14 protein-coding genes and 1 pseudogene are annotated in these 15,319 nt (G+C 71.7%); 13 read left to right on the top strand and 2 right to left on the bottom strand.

Annotated elements, in window-relative coordinates; genetic code table 11:
• Positions 1 to 592 (bottom strand): annotated as a pseudogene (locus ITI46_RS27720) (serine/threonine-protein kinase); the annotation flags it as partial.
• 171 nt (positions 593 to 763) lie between these two features.
• Between ITI46_RS27720 and ITI46_RS27715 the strand changes: the two are divergent.
• From ITI46_RS27715 to ITI46_RS27705, 3 genes are all read left to right on the top strand, one after another.
• Entirely contained in the window at positions 764 to 1,291 is a 528-nt protein-coding gene (locus ITI46_RS27715; RefSeq protein ID WP_247746683.1) for a hypothetical protein, read from the top strand.
• 152 nt (positions 1,292 to 1,443) lie between these two features.
• Positions 1,444 to 2,112, top strand: a complete 669-nt coding sequence (locus tag ITI46_RS27710) for a sensor domain-containing protein (protein WP_209242645.1) — start codon at positions 1,444 to 1,446, stop codon at positions 2,110 to 2,112.
• A 64-nt stretch (positions 2,113 to 2,176) separates the two neighbouring features.
• Entirely contained in the window at positions 2,177 to 2,656 is a 480-nt protein-coding gene (locus ITI46_RS27705) for a macro domain-containing protein (RefSeq protein WP_209242644.1), read from the top strand.
• A gap of 492 nt (positions 2,657 to 3,148) precedes the next feature.
• Here the strand turns inward: ITI46_RS27705 and ITI46_RS27700 are convergent, their stop codons facing one another.
• The gene (locus ITI46_RS27700) at positions 3,149 to 4,234 is read right to left on the bottom strand and encodes a helix-turn-helix transcriptional regulator (protein ID WP_209242643.1); all 1,086 of its coding nucleotides are present in this window, start codon (positions 4,232 to 4,234) and stop codon (positions 3,149 to 3,151) included.
• Positions 4,235 to 4,510: 276 nt separating this feature from the next.
• Here ITI46_RS27700 and ITI46_RS27695 point away from each other — a divergent pair, with 276 nt between their 5' ends.
• From ITI46_RS27695 to ITI46_RS27650, 10 genes are all read left to right on the top strand, one after another.
• Complete coding sequence (locus ITI46_RS27695) at positions 4,511 to 5,629, top strand: N-acetylneuraminate synthase family protein (RefSeq protein WP_209242642.1); 1,119 nt, start codon at positions 4,511 to 4,513, stop codon at positions 5,627 to 5,629.
• A gap of 11 nt (positions 5,630 to 5,640) precedes the next feature.
• The gene (locus ITI46_RS27690) at positions 5,641 to 6,468 is read left to right on the top strand and encodes an SDR family oxidoreductase (protein WP_209242649.1); all 828 of its coding nucleotides are present in this window, start codon (positions 5,641 to 5,643) and stop codon (positions 6,466 to 6,468) included.
• A 43-nt stretch (positions 6,469 to 6,511) separates the two neighbouring features.
• Positions 6,512 to 8,479: a thiamine pyrophosphate-binding protein gene (locus ITI46_RS27685; RefSeq protein ID WP_209242641.1), complete on the top strand. Its 1,968-nt coding sequence runs from the start codon at positions 6,512 to 6,514 to the stop codon at positions 8,477 to 8,479.
• Between the two features lie 79 nt (positions 8,480 to 8,558).
• Positions 8,559 to 9,233 carry an RraA family protein gene (locus ITI46_RS27680; protein WP_209242640.1) on the top strand — a complete coding sequence of 225 codons (675 nt, stop codon included), beginning with the start codon at positions 8,559 to 8,561 and terminating at the stop codon, positions 9,231 to 9,233.
• A complete protein-coding gene (rfbD, locus tag ITI46_RS27675) occupies positions 9,233 to 10,177 on the top strand; it encodes a dTDP-4-dehydrorhamnose reductase (protein ID WP_209242639.1) in 945 nt (314 codons plus the stop codon). The genes ITI46_RS27680 and rfbD overlap by 1 nt, the downstream gene beginning before the upstream one ends.
• A 22-nt stretch (positions 10,178 to 10,199) precedes the next feature.
• Positions 10,200 to 11,537: a D-arabinono-1,4-lactone oxidase gene (locus tag ITI46_RS27670; RefSeq protein ID WP_209242638.1), complete on the top strand. Its 1,338-nt coding sequence runs from the start codon at positions 10,200 to 10,202 to the stop codon at positions 11,535 to 11,537.
• A 5-nt stretch (positions 11,538 to 11,542) separates the two neighbouring features.
• A complete protein-coding gene (locus ITI46_RS27665) occupies positions 11,543 to 12,325 on the top strand; it encodes an HAD family hydrolase (RefSeq protein WP_307808347.1) in 783 nt (260 codons plus the stop codon).
• On the top strand, positions 12,322 to 13,377 hold the full coding sequence (locus ITI46_RS27660) for an aminotransferase class IV (protein WP_247746682.1): 1,056 nt from the start codon (positions 12,322 to 12,324) through the stop codon (positions 13,375 to 13,377). Before ITI46_RS27665 ends, ITI46_RS27660 begins: the two co-directional genes overlap by 4 nt.
• The gene (locus tag ITI46_RS27655) at positions 13,374 to 14,435 is read left to right on the top strand and encodes a quinone oxidoreductase family protein (RefSeq protein WP_209242637.1); all 1,062 of its coding nucleotides are present in this window, start codon (positions 13,374 to 13,376) and stop codon (positions 14,433 to 14,435) included. The genes ITI46_RS27660 and ITI46_RS27655 overlap by 4 nt, the downstream gene beginning before the upstream one ends.
• Entirely contained in the window at positions 14,432 to 15,286 is an 855-nt protein-coding gene (locus tag ITI46_RS27650; RefSeq protein ID WP_209242636.1) for an aldo/keto reductase, read from the top strand. The genes ITI46_RS27655 and ITI46_RS27650 overlap by 4 nt, the downstream gene beginning before the upstream one ends.
• Positions 15,287 to 15,319 lie beyond the last annotated feature (33 nt).

The raw sequence follows: 15,319 nt of genomic DNA, 5'->3' as shown, positions 1-15,319 counted from the left end.
GCCGTACGGTGGGTGGTGTCCGTGGCGACGGCGGACGGCAGCCAGTCGCCGGGCCGCCGCAGCTGGGTGTCGCCGGAGGCCGTCTGGCACATCCGCAGAATCTCATCGAGCTCCGGCCGGTCCTCCGGCTTCTTGGCCAGAGTGCCAGCGCGGGCTCGGCGTGGACGATGCGGTACAGCACCCCGTGCGAGGTGCCCTCACCGAACGCCGGCGTGCCCAGCGCCGCGTACGCCGCGATCTGACCCAGCGCGAAGATGTCCGTGGCCCCGCTCACCCACTGCCCCTCGGCCTGCCCGGGCGCCATGAACGACGGCGTACCGATGGTCACCCCGCTGCTGGTGAGCGAGGTGGCATCAGCGGCACGGGCGATACCGAAGTCGATGACACGCGGCCCGTCCTCCGCCAGCAGCACATTGGAAGGCTTCAGATCCCGGTGGACGATGCCCGCCTTGTGAATGACCTGGAGGGCCTCCGCGATCCCGGCGACCAGGAACAGCACCGTGGACACCGGCAGCCGCCCGTGCGCCGTCACCGCCTCAACAAGTGACGGCCCGGGCACATCGGCCGTCACCAGCCACGGATGCGGCCCTTCACATCCCCCGCGGAATCAGGCCGGGTCACCTTGACGGCAACATCGCTCTGCTGCCTGTTGGGACGCGTCTCCCCCGCCCGGTATGGCGGTCCGGCAATCCCGTGGCCGTCGGCTTCCACAACAGGCGGTGGCCTGTGGGGGTGAAGGCCGGGAGACTCAGGTGCTGTGGACATGGGGATCTCGGGTTTCAAGCCGTTCTTCCTGACCGGGGTTGAGGCGATTCGGCGGGCACACGGATCACGCCTGGCGAAGCTCACGGGCAGGCGGCTGACCCGGTTCGCCCTGGTGCGCTTTGCCGAGGACGGAGACTGGTTCGCTGACTGCCCGGTGGTGCTGGACTTCGACGGCATCCAGATGGAGGTTTGCCACTCGAAGTTCGACGAACTCTCGATCGGCTGGGGCACGATCGACACCACGGCGACTGTCACCGGGTGGGAGTGGTTCGAGCTCACGCCGCAGTGGTCTCACAGCGATGAGCGCCTCGAGCCGTTCATCGACCAGGAGCTGCGCGAGGTCACCCTCCTCGAATGGCGGCCGGCGGGCCGTGACCTGGCCGCCGGAACGGTGGCGCTGGAGTTCGTCTTCGCTGGGGACCGTCTGCGGATCGCCAACGGCCTCGATGAGAACCGCATCGAGACCGGTGCGGCCCAGCCGGATCACATCCGGCACAGGCTGGGGTGCGGGCCTGGTGGGGGGTGAGTCGCTTCAGTAGCTGGTCCAGGACCACTGACCACCCGCGACAACGGCTCCTTCCTCTGTGATCTACGCTGCCTGGTCAGGTTCTTGTCAGAGGGGGGCTGGTGAGAGGTTCGGCGCGCAGCACAGCGGCTTTCGCGGGGGCGGGAGCGCTGATGATCCTGCTGGGGGCCTGCACGTCGGGAGATGGCCCGGCAGCGTCGGCCAAGGGCGAGAAGCGCGTGCGGCACACAGCACCGCTGCCGCGGGCGCAGTTGAAGAAGTTGCTGTTGTCCCGGATCGATCTTTCCGGGGACCTCAAAGAGGAGTACCGCCAGGTCTGGCCCACGACCACCAGCGGCAAGAGCCTGAAGGCATCGAAGCCGGAGTGTCAGCCGCTTGCGGACGCTATCCGCCCCTGGAGTGCGGACCGGGCCGGTGCCCGGGCGAGCCGGCGTTTCGTGAAGACGCCTGAGGACTTCGTCAGTGTGGTGCTGGTGTCCTACCCCTCGGTGAAGGACGCGTCCGCCGTGATGAGCAAGCTGAGATCTTCCCCGGCAGCATGCACCTCGCCGTTTCGCGCGGGAGAGACGTCCAAGGACAGCGATCCATACCAGGGTGTGAAAAGGAAGGCCGCCCCAAAGGAGGGTGACGAGGCCCTCTCCTACTACCTGCGCGTGATCTCCTACGCCAAAGACCGTCACGAGTCCCCCGAACTCTTCGTGCACGTCCGGGTAGGGAACCTCGTCGTCACCTTCTCCCGTTACGGGTCCTACCGTCCCGGAGACAACACCATCCCCCCGAACCTCATCAAGGCCCAGGTCGACAAGATCGAGACCACGTGAGGAGCACGAAAGCCCACGACGGACCGACCGGCCGTTGTCAGTGCAGCGCACTACTGTCCGGTGCATGGCGCAGCTGGAGATCGTGCGAGGGGACGCGACGTCACCGCAGGGCAAGGGCGTGAAGGTCATCGCGCACGTATGCAATGACCTGGGCGGCTGGGGGAAGGGTTTCGTCCTCGCGCTCTCCCGCCGCTGGCGGGAACCCGAGGCCGCCTACCGGCGCTGGCACCGGGAGCGGGCGCACAACGACTTCGGGCTCGGCGCCGTCCAGTTCGTCCAGGTCGAGCGCTACGTGTGGGTGGCCAACATGGTCGGCCAGCGCGGCATCCGCACCGGCAGCAAGGGCTCGCCGGTGCGCTACGAGGCCATCGACACCGCGCTCGGCGCAGTGGGCACCAGAGCCCGGGAGCTTGGCGCCACCGTGCACATGCCCCGGATCGGCTGTGGGCTGGCCGGAGGCCGTTGGGAGCGCATCCGGCCGCTGGTGGAGGAGCGCCTGGTCCGGCGTGGCATACCGGTCACGGTCTACGAGACGGACCGATGAACCGCACCGCGCGCAGATCACGGGCGTACACGCATGAGAGGTGGGACCGGGCACATCGCCGTCGGCCGGGCCACGTTCAGCCACAGCCGGACCAGCGCACCACCGCCACCCAGCAGTTGCCCGGCACGGCCGGAATCCGCCAGCGAAGCGACCACTTTTGGCCCGGCCGGTTCCGGTCAGGGGATCGGGGGGCGGCGGTGGGGGGATTGGTGGCAGGATCGGCGCTTGTCGGGAATAGCGCCGACAGGTGCATGAAATCGTGCACGAGCGTCTTTCATACTCATTCGGGGGAAGTAGCATGATTGATCGTTCTCTCACCCATGGCGCCGCCGCGGGGCTTGGTGGGGCAGCACTGGGCAGCGCCTCGGGGGGTGACGACACCGGCTGGGACTGAGCCCTCCGGCTACGTCGTAGCAAGAGAGTAAGTGAGTACGTAGGTACGTAAGTACGGGAGCGCCTATAGCGCTCCGCATTTGACGGGTCACGGCCGGCTCACGAGCCCCGTGGCCCGTCGTGCTGTGGCGGCGGCCCCTGCCCCTGCTGCCGTTCGGAGAGCGGGGGAACCGACTGGACAAGACCGAGCTCCACGGCCTTGACACCGGCCATGAAGCGGCTGGTGGCGCCCAGTTCCTCCATGATGGCCGCCATGTAGCGGCGGCAGGTGCGGGTGGCGACGCCGAGTCTCCTGGCGATGACGTCGTCCTTGAGGCCGGTGGCCATCAGGCGCAGGATCGTCTGTTTCAGCTCTTCCGTGGTCCCGTGGTCGTCGCTCTCCTCGGCGGTGTCGAAGGGGTGCGCCGACAGCCAGGACTTGTGGTGGGTGCGCCACAGATAGTCGACGACGGTGGGGTCGGTCACGATGGCGGCGCCGGGGGCCTTACGGCCCGTTCTGCTCTGCGGGACGAAGGCCACCCGGGCGTCGAATATGATCATTCGCTCGTGTATCTCGGCGGTGGTACGCACTTGTCCGCCGAGCTCGGTGATGTGCCGTACGTAGGCCCGCGTTGCCAGGTCGGCGCGGGCGGTGTGCTGGTAGAGCACTCGCATCTGCACGCCGCGCTCGAGCATGAGGGCGTCCCGGCTGGACGCCTCGCTGAGTGCGGCTGTGCTGCGTCCGCCGCCCGGCTGGACCGATAACACCTCTTCCTCGCACTCCCGTGCGGCCAGGGCGAGTTCGCGGCGTACCGCCTCGGCGTCCTCCACCAGGCGTACGGCGGGCGACGCATCGGAGCCGGAGCGCTTGTGGTGTTCGGCCCAGATGCCCGACAGCTCGCGCATCTGGCGGGAGACCCTGACGACCTGGCTGCGCCGCTCGATGATGTCGACCTCGAGGCGGTTGGCGAGCACGGCCTCGGCGATGCCCGGATCGACGGGCTCGGGCCGCTGCCCCACCCCCGCGCCGGCCAGCAGGCACAGCTCGGTCAGCGCGGAGCGGATCCGCCGCACTTCGGCGAGGTCGCAGTCGAGAAGGGCGGCTATCTCCTTCTCGTCGAACCAGCCCTGACGCAGCGCGTGCCGGTAGGCGGCCGAGCAGGGTCCGTCCAGTTCGGGTGGATGCCAGGGGTTTGGCGATGTCATGTCCGAATCCCCCCAAGTGTCAGGCTCCATTACCTGCCTGGTCATTTTAGGACAGCGCGCCGCTGTTGGATGCGCGGACTTCGCGGTGCCAGGCTCGTCCTGCTCGCACCTCGTGGTGTTTTCCATTTCGCCGAGCAATGCCGTCGTCCGGGGCGGACGTCATGTCCCGTACGTCGGCGTAAGGAAGCCGCAAGTCATAAGTCGTAAGTCATAGGCCGTAACTCGTAAGTCGTAAGTCATAAGCCGTAAGTGGGGATTCCGAAAGGAAGACGGCGCATGCGTGAAATCGACATAGCAGGCCACCGGATCGCGGACGACTCGCCCGCCTATGTGATCGCGGAGATCGGTCACAACCACGAGGGCAGTCTGGGGAAGGCGGAGGAGCTGTTCCGGAAGGCGGCCGAGGCGGGGGCCTCGGCCGCGAAGCTGCAGAAGCGGAACAACGGGACCCTGTTCACCCGCGAGATGTTCAACCAGCCGTACACCGGCAAGAACAGCTTCGGCGCCACCTACGGCGAGCACCGGGAATTCCTGGAATTCGGCCACGACGAGTACGCGTATCTGGTCAAGGTGGCCCAGGAGTTGGGTATCGACTTCTTCGCGACCGCCTTCGACATTCCGTCGGTGGATTTCCTCGTCGAACTGGACATGCCGGCCATCAAGATCGCGTCTGCGGATGTGACGAACACGCCGCTGCTCCGCTACGCGGCCGGTACCGGAAAGCCGCTGATCGTCAGCACCGGCGGCGCGACCATGGACGAGGTGCGGCGCGCGGTCGAGACGATTCTGCCGGTCAACAGCCGGCTGGCGCTGCTGCAGTGCACGGCGGTCTACCCGGCGGCGCCCGAGGATCTGAACCTGTCGGTGATCGAGACCTACCGCCGGGAGTTCCCCGAGGTCGTCGTCGGCTTCTCCGGGCACGACCTGGGCAACGAGGCCAGCTCGCTGGCCTACACCGTCGGCGCCCGCGTCATCGAGAAGCACTTCACCCTCGACCAGTCCCGGCCGGGCAGCGACCACCACTTCTCGCTCGACCCGCCACTGCTGGCCGAACTGACCGCGTCGCTGGAGCGCACCCGGGTCACGCTCGGCTCGCCGGTGAAGGTGTGCAGCGAGCGGGAGGCGCCGGCGGTGCGCAAGATGGGCAAGAAGCTGGTCGCCGCCTCGGACCTGGCCGCAGGGCACACCGTCACGGCAGCCGATATCGCCTACCGGTCGCCCGGGGACGGGATGAAGCCCTACCGGGCCGGCGAGGTGCTGGGCCGGGTGCTCGTCCGGCCGCTGCCCGCCGACGGGGCGTTCGCACCCGAGCTGCTGCGGCCGCGCACCGAGGCCGCCGAGGCCGGTGGTGGTCCCGCCGCAGCCGCTCCGCCCAGTGCCGACCCGGTCGGGTGACGGGCGTGCGGATGGACCCGCTGGACCCGTTACTGGGCAGCCTGCGTGCAGCGCCCGCGGTGGTCACCGGGGTCAGTGGCCGGCTCGGCCGGGTGTGGACGGCCGCGCTGCTGCGCTCGGGGGCCGATGTGCTCGGCCTCGACCGGCTGGAGCCCGCGGACGAGGTGGCCAAGGAACTCGCCGGCATCGCCGAACAGGAGTCCCGCACCTTCCTCTTCCACCACGGAGACGTCACCGACCGGGCCTCGCTGCGCGAAGCGCTCGTCTTCTGTGTCGAGCGGCTGGGCACGCCCCGTGTCCTGGTCAACAACGCCGGCATCGACCAGCCGCCGTCGGCCGGCGCCGGGGGCCACTACTTCGAGGACATCCCCGACGAGCTGTCGGCCGCCGTCCTGGATGTGAACGCGGCCGGAACGCTGCGCGCCTGCCAGGTCTTCGGCTCCCAGATGGCGGCGCAGGGCCGCGGCTCGATCGTCAACATCGGCTCGCTGTACGGCTCTGTGGCGCCGCAGCCCGCGCTGTACGAGCACCTCGGCGTCGACCCGCCGTTCCTCAAGCCGCCCGCGTACGGCATGTCGAAGGCGGGGGTCGTCTCGCTCACCCGCTATCTGGCGACGCTGTGGGGCCCGGACGGCGTACGGGTCAACACGCTCTCGCCGGGCGGTGTGCTGGGCGGCCAGGACCCGCTGTTCCAGCAGAAGTTCACCGCGCGGGTGCCGATGAACCGGATGGCCGTCGAGGAGGACCTGGTCGGCCCGCTGCTGTTCCTCGCCTCCGACATGAGCCGCTACATCACCGGGAGCGAACTGCACGTGGACGGCGGCTTCACCGCCTGGTGAGCCGCCCCCGACGAGTCCCCGACCCACATGCATGGAGTCCGCCATGAGTCATGCCCCGAGCCGTGCCCCGAGCCGTGCCCCGAGCTGGGTGCCCGCTTCCGAGTTCGCCCGGGTACGGGAGGAGATCGCCGACCCCTACGACCGTGCCGCCGCGGTCAGTACCCTCGCCCGGATCAACACGCTCTACATGATCGAGCGGGCCGGCTCCGGCCATCTGGGGTCCAGCTTCAGCGCCGCCGACATCGTCACCCATCTGTATCTGTCCGAGATGCGGGACCCGGGCACGGCCGACGGGGACGTCTACTTCTCGTCCAAGGGGCACGACGTGCCCGGCCTCTACGCCCTGCTGGCCGGGCTCGCTCTGCTGGACGAAGCGCTGATCCACCGGCTGCGGCGGCTCGACGGGCTGCCCGGCCACCCGGACGTGCGCACCCCGAACATGCCGTTCAACACCGGCTCGCTCGGCATGGGCATCTCCAAGGCCAAGGGCCTGATCCTGGCCGACCGGCTGGCGGGGCGCGCCCGCAGGGTCCATGTGCTGACCGGCGACGGTGAGCTCCAGGAGGGCCAGAACTGGGAGGCGCTCGCGGGTGCCGTACGGCACGGGATGCGGGAGCTGACCGTCGTCGTGGACCACAACAAGATCCAGTCCGACACCTGGGTGGCCGACGTCAGCGATCTGGGCGATCTGGAGGCGAAGTTCCGCTCCTTCGGGTGGGGTGTCGTCCGCTGCGACGGCAACGATCCGCAGGCGCTGGAAGCCGCCTTCGCCAAGCGCGCCGCCGCGTTCCCCGACGGGCCGGCCGTGCTCGTCGCCGACACGGTCAAGGGCGCCGGGTGCGGCACGTTCGCCGCGACCACCTCGATGCGCGAAGGGGAATGGCGCTACCGCTACCACAGCGGGGCGCCCTCGCCGGACGACTGTGCGGCCGCGTACGCCGAACTGTGGGCCTCGGCAGGCGAATTGCTGGAGCGGCACGGCGTGGCCCCGGTGCGGTCGCGGCCCGCGCCGGACGCGCTGGACGCGCTGGACGAGCCGGATGAGCAGGGCGCGCCGGATGAGCAGGACGGGCCGTACGAGCCGTACAAACTGCCCCCGGTCTACGGCGCCGCGCTGGTCGAGCTGGCCCGCCAGGACGCGCGGGTGGTCGCTCTCGACGCCGATCTGGTGCTGGACACCGGGCTGATCCCCTTCTGGGAGGAGTTCCCCGACCGGTTCTTCGAGTTCGGCATCGCCGAGCAGGACATGGTCTCGGCCGCCGGCGGACTGGCGGCGGGCGGGCGGCTGCCGTTCGTGCACTCGTTCTCCTGCTTTCTGCACGCCCGTCCCAACGAGCAGATCTACAACAATGCGACCGAGGGCCGCCGGATCGTCTACGCGGGCTCGCTGGCCGGGCTCGTACCGGCGGCACCCGGCCACTCGCACCAGGCCGTACGCGATATCAGCGCGCTCGGCGCGATCCCCGGGCTGGTGGTGGCCGAGCCGGCGAACGCGGCACAGACCCGGGCCCTGGTGCGGTACGCCGGGACGGCCGAGGAGTCGGTCTACCTCCGGCTGTCCAGCGCCCCCGTACGTGCCGTGGCCGACGCCCTGCCCGCAGGGGAGGACCCGGCGACCGGCCGGGGCACGACGGTACGGCAGGGCGGGCCGCTGATCGCGATCGGCGCGGGCCCGGTGGTCCTGGAGCAGCTGATGGGCGCGGCGGAGCTGCTGGCCGCGGACGGCGTCGAGCTGACGGTGGTGAACCTGCCCTGGCTCAACCGGGTGGACCGCAACTGGCTGGCGGGGCTGGCCCGCGGCGCACAGGCGCTGACCGTCGTCGAGCACCACTACACCCATGGCGGCCAGGCGGACACCGTCGCCCGCGCCCTGCTGGAGCTGGGCCCGGCCGCGCCGCCGGCCTTCCGCGGTCTCGGCCTGACGCGGCTGCCCGGCTGCGGCACCGAGGCGGAGACCCTCGCGGCGCACGGGATGGACGCGGCCTCACTGGCGGCGGCGCTGCGCCCGTGAGCCGGCCGGCACGACCCGGTCACGTGCTTCCTATTCGCTACTCGCCACTTGTACTCGAACCGAGGAGAGGCAGGCTGCTGTGCAGACCGTCTACAACGACCTCGTCCGCCCGCCCCGCGAGACCGTCGAGGCGTTCCGCGAGGTGCTGAAGGAGTACAGCCCCAGCTGTCTGGTCACCGACGCCCGCAAGCGCGTCGGCGCCATCGGCGGCTTCCACACCGTGCGGCCCGAGCACAAGGTCGTCGGGCCCGCGCTGACCGTCGATCTGTCCATCGACGACCTCGTCGACTGCATGCCGGTGCTGGCCCGTGCGGAGCCCGGTGACATCGTCGTCGTCGCCTGCCACGGCACGCCGCTGACCGCGATGTGGGGCGGGCTGATGTCGACGCTGTCCCTCAAGGCGGGCATCACGGCCGGGGTGGTCGACGGCGCGGTGCGCGACGTGGACGAGATCCGCGACCTGGACTTCCCGCTGTGGTACCGCTCGACCGTCCCCCGCCCCTCTCCGACGGCGGTGCACGACCGTACCGAGCCGGTGCAGGTGAACGTGCCGGTCGTGGTGCAGGGCCAGGTCGTCAACCCGGGCGATCTGCTCGTCGCGGACGAGAACGGCATCGCCGTCGTACCGCAGGACGAGGCCGACGACGTCCTCGAAAGCACCCGGCTGGGCATCGGCAAGGAGCGCACCATCCGCGAGAAGATCGCCTCCGGTGCCACGGTGACCGCGCTGCTCGAAGAGTTCGGCCACCTGTGATGGGGACTGAGACGGCGGCGACGGCAACGGGGCCGACGCGGGTGTATGTGACCGGCGCGGACGGACTGCTGGGTACCGCGCTGCGCGAGGCCCTCGCCCAGGGCGGCGACCGGTGGCTGGTGCACGGGGTGTCGAAGGCGGACTTCGACATCGCGGACGCGGATGCCGTGGACCGTTCCGTGGCCGCCTTCCGCCCCCACGTGGTCGTGCACACGGCCGCGCACGCCATCGTCGACGACTGCGAGCGGGAGCCCGCGCTGGCGCTGCGCGTCAATGTCGCCGGGGTGCGGAACGTCGTGGCGGCGTGCCGCCGCACCGGGGCGCGGCTCGTCCATCTCTCCAGCGACTACGTCTTCGACGGCGCCCACGTGCCGTCCGGGGGCTACCGCGAGGAGGACGTGCCCTGCCCGCTGAACGTCTACGGGCTGACGAAGCTGGCCGGCGAGCGGCAGTGCGCCCTGCTCGGCGCCGCCGGGCTGAGCGTACGCACCTCCTGGCTGTTCGGCGGCGACAACCCGGGCGTCGACAACGTACTGGCTGCGCTGGTCAAGGCGCGGCGCGGGGAGCCGGCCGCACACATCGCCGACCAGTACAGCCGGCCCACCTGCACGGCCGATCTGGCCGAAGCGCTGGTGCGGCTGCTGGCGGCGCCGGAGCCGGTCAGCGGCACCCTGCACATCGCCAACGAGGGCACGGCCAGCTGGTACGAGGTCGCGCTGGCGCTGCGCGAGCTGTATCCGGACATGCCCGAGCCCAAGCCGCTGAGCACGGCCGAGGCGGGCTTCGCCGGGGAGCGCCCGCGCGACTCCACGCTGGCGACGGGACGGCTCGCCGGACTGGGAGTGCGGCTGCCGCACTGGCGGGACGCGCTGCAGCGGTACTGCCGCACGCTCGACGCGGCCGAAGCCACGGGCGCGCGCGGGCGGCAGGGAAGACGACCGTGACGGCGGAGCGGAGGTGACGACGGTGCGGGAATCCAGATGGCGCACCTGGGCCGGCACGGTGGGCTGCGCACCCGCGCGCACGGTGCGGCCCACCGGCGAGGAGGAGATCGTCAGGGCGGTACGGAAAGCGGCACGTGACGGGCTGTCCGTACGGGCCGCAGGCACCGGGCACTCGTTCAACAGGCTGGTGCCCACCTCCGGGGTGCTGGTCGACCTGACCGGGTACACCGGCATCGTCGCGCTGGACACCGCCGCTGGCGAGGTGACGGTCCGCGCCGGCACCCGGTTCACGGAGCTGTGCGCGGCACTGCACCGGCGCGGCATGGCGCTGCCCAACATCGGCACCCTGGCCGAACAGACCGTCGCCGGCGCGCTGTCGACCGGCAACCACGGCACCGGGCTGCGGCACACGGCACTCTCCGGCGGTGTGACGCGGGTGCGGCTGGTGACGGCCGACGGCAGCGTGCGCACCGTGGGGCCGCAGGACGAGGCGGAGCCGGGGCTGTGGGGCGCCGTGCGCTGCGGCCTGGGCACGCTGGGCATCCTGAGCACGGTCACGCTGCGCTGCGTACCGCAGTTCCGGCTGCGGATGCAGCTGGCGTCCGAGCGGCTGGACGCGCTGCTGGAGCGGTTCGGGGACTGGGCGGCCGGCAGTGAGCACCCCAGCCTCAACTGGCTGCCCTGGTCGGACCAGGTCACCGTCCGCTCCGTCGACCGGACCTGCGAGGCCGCCACGCCCGGAGCCGGACTGCGCCGGCTGACGGCGACGCTGGACGAGGTGCGGTGCGGGCTGACCGGCCAGGTGGCGCGGCTGGCCGGTGCGGAGGCCGTGCCCCGGCTCACCGCGCGGCTGGGCGGCCTGTGGCCGGACGGCCCGTACGTGGACGCCGGCCACCGCGTCTTCACCTTCGTGCAGCCGGTGCGGTTCCTGGCGATGGAGCACGCGCTGCCGCTGGAGCGCACCCCGGAGGCGCTGCGCGAACTGCGGACCGTGCTGCGCCAGCTGGGGGTCTACTCGCCGTACTCGGTGCTGGTGCGGGTCGGCGCCGCCGACGACGTCGCGCTCTCCCCGGCGTACGGGCGGCAGACCGGGTACGTCAATCTCACGGTGCCGCGCGCCGCCGGGCAGGTGGAGATACTGCGGGCCGCCGAGCCGGTGCTGCGCGCCTTCGGGGCCCGGCCGCACTGGGGCAAGGCCCACACCGCGACCGCCGAGGTGCTGGCGCCGCGCTACCCGCGCTGGGAGGAGTTCCAGCGGGTGCGCTCCCGGCTCGACCCGGGCGGGATGTTCACCGGCCCGTACACGGACACGGTGCTGGGCCCGGTGCCGGCCCCCGAGCCGGCCGTGGCGGGGAGGTGAGCGCCGTGGGCGGGACGCAGGACGGGGCGCCGGTCCAGGCACCGGACGGGGCACGGGAGCGGTCGCCGGGTGGCGAACGGCTGCCGGGGGCGCTGCTGTTCGACTTCGACGGGCTGCTCTGCGACACGGAGGCCGCCGGCCACCGGGCGTGGTGCGAGCTGTACGCGGAGCACGGGCGCGCGTTCCCGGCGAGCACCTGGCGGGAGATGGTCGGCCGGGAGGACGGCGAGCTGCTGGCCGTCCGCCGCCTGGTGGGCGGGGACGGCGGCGAGGGCGACGCCGCACACGCCGAGGAGCTGCTGGCGCGCAGGCGGTGGCGCAAGCGCCAGTTGTGCTCCCGTGAGCCGCTGCGGCCCGGCGCCTTCGAGCTGCTGCAGGAGGCCGCGCGGGCGGGCGTACCGGCCGCCGTGGTCTCCAGCGGCCCGGCCTCCTGGGTCGCCGGGCACCTGGAACGGCTCGGGGTGCGCGAGCTGTTCGCGCTGCTGGTGACCGGCGACCAGGTGCGACGCCCCAAGCCGCACCCCGAGCCGTATCTGCTGGCGCTGCGCCGGCTGGGGCGGGGAGCGGGCGAGGCCGTGGCGTTCGAGGACTCGCCGGTGGGGGTGCGGGCTGCGCGGGCGGCCGGCGTGTGGTGCGTGGCGGTGGACAACGCGGCAGGCGGCCCCGCTGACCTCTCGGAGGCCGACGCCGTGCTGGACACCCTCGCCGACTTCCGGCTGACGGCTCCGTACGGCGGCGGCAGGCACGATCGCGTCCGGCCCGAGACCAGCGAAGGGTTCGCCGTATGAGCAGCACGAGCCGCGCAAGAAGCACGAGCAGCGCAAGCAGCACGACCAGGGGCATGGGCGCGCTGGCCAGCCCCGAGGCCGCGCACCCCGAGTGGCTGTGGCACTCGGGTGCGCTGGTGCGCTGGGAGGAGGCGCGGGTGCACGTCAACGCGGTCGGCCACGCCTCGGTGGCCGCCGTCTTCGAGGGCATCAAGGCGTATCTCGCCGCCGACGGGGAGCGGCTGCTGGTCTTCCGGCTCGAGGACCATCTGCGCAGGTTCGCCGAGTCGGCGCGGCTGTGCCGGCTCACCCTCCCCTACGACACCGGCCGCCTGCGGGAGGCGGCGCTGGAGCTGCTGGTGGCCAACGGCTTCCGGCAGGACGCGTATCTGCGCCCCTGGGCGTATCCGGAGGGCATCGTGCGCGAGCTGATGCTTCCGGCGGGCGCCCGGTGCGAGGTGGTGGTGGACTCCTGGACGTTCGACAGCTCGCTGGAGACGGTGCCCGGCTGCCGGGCTGCGGTCAGCTCGTGGCGGCGGATCGGTGAGGCGGCGATGCCGCCGCGGGCGAAGGCGTTCTCCAACTACCACAACGGCAGGCTGGCGCTGATGGAGGCCCGCCAGAACGGGCACGACTGGCCGGTCATGCTCAACGAGCGGGGCCAGGTCGCCGAGAGCGCCGGCGCCTGCGTCTCGCTCGTACGGGACGGCAGGCTGGTGACTCCGGCGCTCAGCAGCGGGGTGCTGCCCGGCATCACCCGGGACACGGTGCTCGCTCTCGCCAGGGGGCTCGGCATCCCGGTGGAGGAGCGGGAGGTGGACCGCAGCGAGCTGTATCTGGCCGACGAGATCTTCTTCATGGGGACCGCCTGGGAAATCCTCCCAGTGACCGCGATCGACGGGTTGCCGGTCGGCGTACCCGGCGCACACCCGGCGGCAGAAGAAGCAGCAGCGGCAGAAACCGGGGCAGGGGCCGCCGGTCCCGTGGCGCGGCGGCTGCTGGAGGCGTACCGGCGGCTGGTGCGCGGGGTTGAGGGCGACTCGCCGTGGCTGACGGAGGTGAAACCGGGATGAGGGCAGTGCTGGTCCGGGAGCACGGCGGACCTGAGGTGCTGAGGGTGACCGAGGTGCCGGATCCGCGTCCGGGCCCCGGTGAGCTGCTGGTCGCCGTGGAGGCCGCGGGCGTCAACTTCATCGACGTCTACCGGCGTTCGGGCGTCTACCCCGGCGGACTGCCCCTGGTGCCGGGGGTCGAGACGGCGGGCACGGTGCTGGCCGTCGGCGAGGGCACCGGGGAGGGGCCCCGGGCCGGGGAGCGGGTGGCCTGGGCGAACCAGCCCGGCGGCTACGCGGAACAGGCGGTGGTGCCCGCACACCGCGTGGTGCGCGTGCCCGACGGCCTCACCTCGCAGGACGCGGCGGCCGTGCTGCTCCAGGGGATGACGGCGCACTATCTGACGCACGACACCTACCCGGTGCGGCCGGGTGACACGGTGCTGGTCCATGCGGCGGCCGGCGGCATGGGGCTGCTTCTGACCCGGTTTGTCCAGCTGTGCGGCGGACGCGTCATCGGTACGGTGTCGTCCGCCGCCAAGGAGCGGACGGCCAGGGCCGCGGGCGCCTGGCAGGTGCTGCGGTACGGCGGGCGGGGCGAGGGCAGTGGCGGCGTGGACGGGGAACTCGCCGCCGCCATCCGGGAATTGACCGACGGGGAGGGGGTGGCAGCGGTCTACGACGGAGTAGGCGCGCCCACGTTCGACACCAGCCTTTCCGTGCTGCGGCCCTGCGGCACGCTCGCCCTGTTCGGCCAGGCCGGAGGCGCGGTGGCGCCCGTGGACCCGCAGCGCCTCAATGCCGCGGGGTCCGTCTTCCTCACCCGTCCCAACCTCGACCACCACATCCGTACGACGAAACAGCTGACCGCCCGGGCCGAGGCAGTCTTCCGGCACGCCGTCGAAGGGCGCTGCCCCGTCCATCCCGTCGGCAGCTATCCGCTGGAGCGCGCCGCCGAGGCACACCGCGCCCTGGAGAGCCGGACCACCACCGGAAAGCTGCTGCTGACGACCGAGCGTGCCCCAGGGGCACCTACGCCACGCATGTCACAGACGCACAGGAACGGAGAGACACCATGACCACCTCCAGCAACCCCCGCACCTTCGCCATCGGCGGCGAGCTGACCGTCGGCCGGCTCGGGTTCGGCGCCATGCGGCTGACGGGACCGGGCGACTGGGGGCTGCCCGCCGACCCGGCCGGCGCGCTGAAGGTGGCGCAGCGCGCGGTCGAGCTGGGCGTCACCTTCATCGACACGGCCGACGCCTACGGCCCCGGCACCAACGAGGAGCAGCTGGCCGAGGCGCTGCACCCGTACCCGGAGGGGCTGGTGATCGGCACCAAGGCCGGCCAGAGCAGGCCCTCGGCGCGCGAGTGGAAGCCGCTGGGGCGGCCGGAATATCTGCGCCAGCAGTGCGAGCTGAGCCTGCGCCGGCTGCGGCTGGAGCGGATCGACCTCTTCCAGCTGCACCGGATCGACCCGCAGGTGCCCGAGGAGGAGCAGTTCGGCGCTCTCGCGCAGCTTCAGCAGGAGGGCAAGATCCGGCACATCGGCCTCTCCGAGGTCACCGTGGAGCAGCTGGAGCGTGCCCGGCGCAGCATCGAGGTGGCGTCCGTGCAGAACCTCTACAACCTCACCGAGCGCAAGCACGACGACGTGCTGGAGTACTGCACCCGGGAGGACATCGCCTTCATCCCGTGGCTGCCGATCGCCAGCGGGCAGCTCTCGCAGGCCGGCGGCGCGCTCGCCACCGTCGCCGCCGAACTGGGCGCGACCGCGGCGCAGATCTCCCTGACGTGGCTGCTGCACCGCTCGCCGGTGGTGATCCCCATTCCGGGCACCTCGTCGCTGACGCATCTGGAGGAGAACGCGGGCGCCGCTGAACTCACGCTCACCGACGAGCAGTACGCGACGCTGACCGCGCTCGGCTGACCGCGCTCGCGCAACCGCCCCGCCCCCGGACCC

Origin of the sequence: Streptomyces oryzae (assembly GCF_017676365.1) — a bacterium.
In the GTDB taxonomy this organism is placed as follows: Bacteria; Actinomycetota; Actinomycetes; order Streptomycetales; family Streptomycetaceae; genus Streptomyces; species Streptomyces oryzae.
Note: the sequence above shows the minus strand (reverse complement) of the source record. Positions and strands in the feature narration are given on the sequence as shown.

What these genes read in the sequence shown, in the direction of transcription:
- ITI46_RS27715 (WP_247746683.1), top strand. Translation starts at nt 764, where the DNA reads ATGGGGATCTCGGGTTTCAAGCCGTTCTTCCTGACCGGGGTTGAGGCG.
- ITI46_RS27710 (WP_209242645.1), top strand. Translation starts at nt 1,444, where the DNA reads ATGATCCTGCTGGGGGCCTGCACGTCGGGAGATGGCCCGGCAGCGTCG.
- ITI46_RS27705 (WP_209242644.1), top strand. Translation starts at nt 2,177, where the DNA reads ATGGCGCAGCTGGAGATCGTGCGAGGGGACGCGACGTCACCGCAGGGC.
- ITI46_RS27700 (WP_209242643.1), bottom strand. Translation starts at nt 4,234, where the DNA reads ATGACATCGCCAAACCCCTGGCATCCACCCGAACTGGACGGACCCTGC.
- ITI46_RS27695 (WP_209242642.1), top strand. Translation starts at nt 4,511, where the DNA reads ATGCGTGAAATCGACATAGCAGGCCACCGGATCGCGGACGACTCGCCC.
- ITI46_RS27690 (WP_209242649.1), top strand. Translation starts at nt 5,641, where the DNA reads ATGGACCCGCTGGACCCGTTACTGGGCAGCCTGCGTGCAGCGCCCGCG.
- ITI46_RS27685 (WP_209242641.1), top strand. Translation starts at nt 6,512, where the DNA reads ATGAGTCATGCCCCGAGCCGTGCCCCGAGCCGTGCCCCGAGCTGGGTG.
- rfbD (WP_209242639.1), top strand. Translation starts at nt 9,233, where the DNA reads ATGGGGACTGAGACGGCGGCGACGGCAACGGGGCCGACGCGGGTGTAT.
- ITI46_RS27660 (WP_247746682.1), top strand. Translation starts at nt 12,322, where the DNA reads ATGAGCAGCACGAGCCGCGCAAGAAGCACGAGCAGCGCAAGCAGCACG.
- ITI46_RS27655 (WP_209242637.1), top strand. Translation starts at nt 13,374, where the DNA reads ATGAGGGCAGTGCTGGTCCGGGAGCACGGCGGACCTGAGGTGCTGAGG.
- ITI46_RS27650 (WP_209242636.1), top strand. Translation starts at nt 14,432, where the DNA reads ATGACCACCTCCAGCAACCCCCGCACCTTCGCCATCGGCGGCGAGCTG.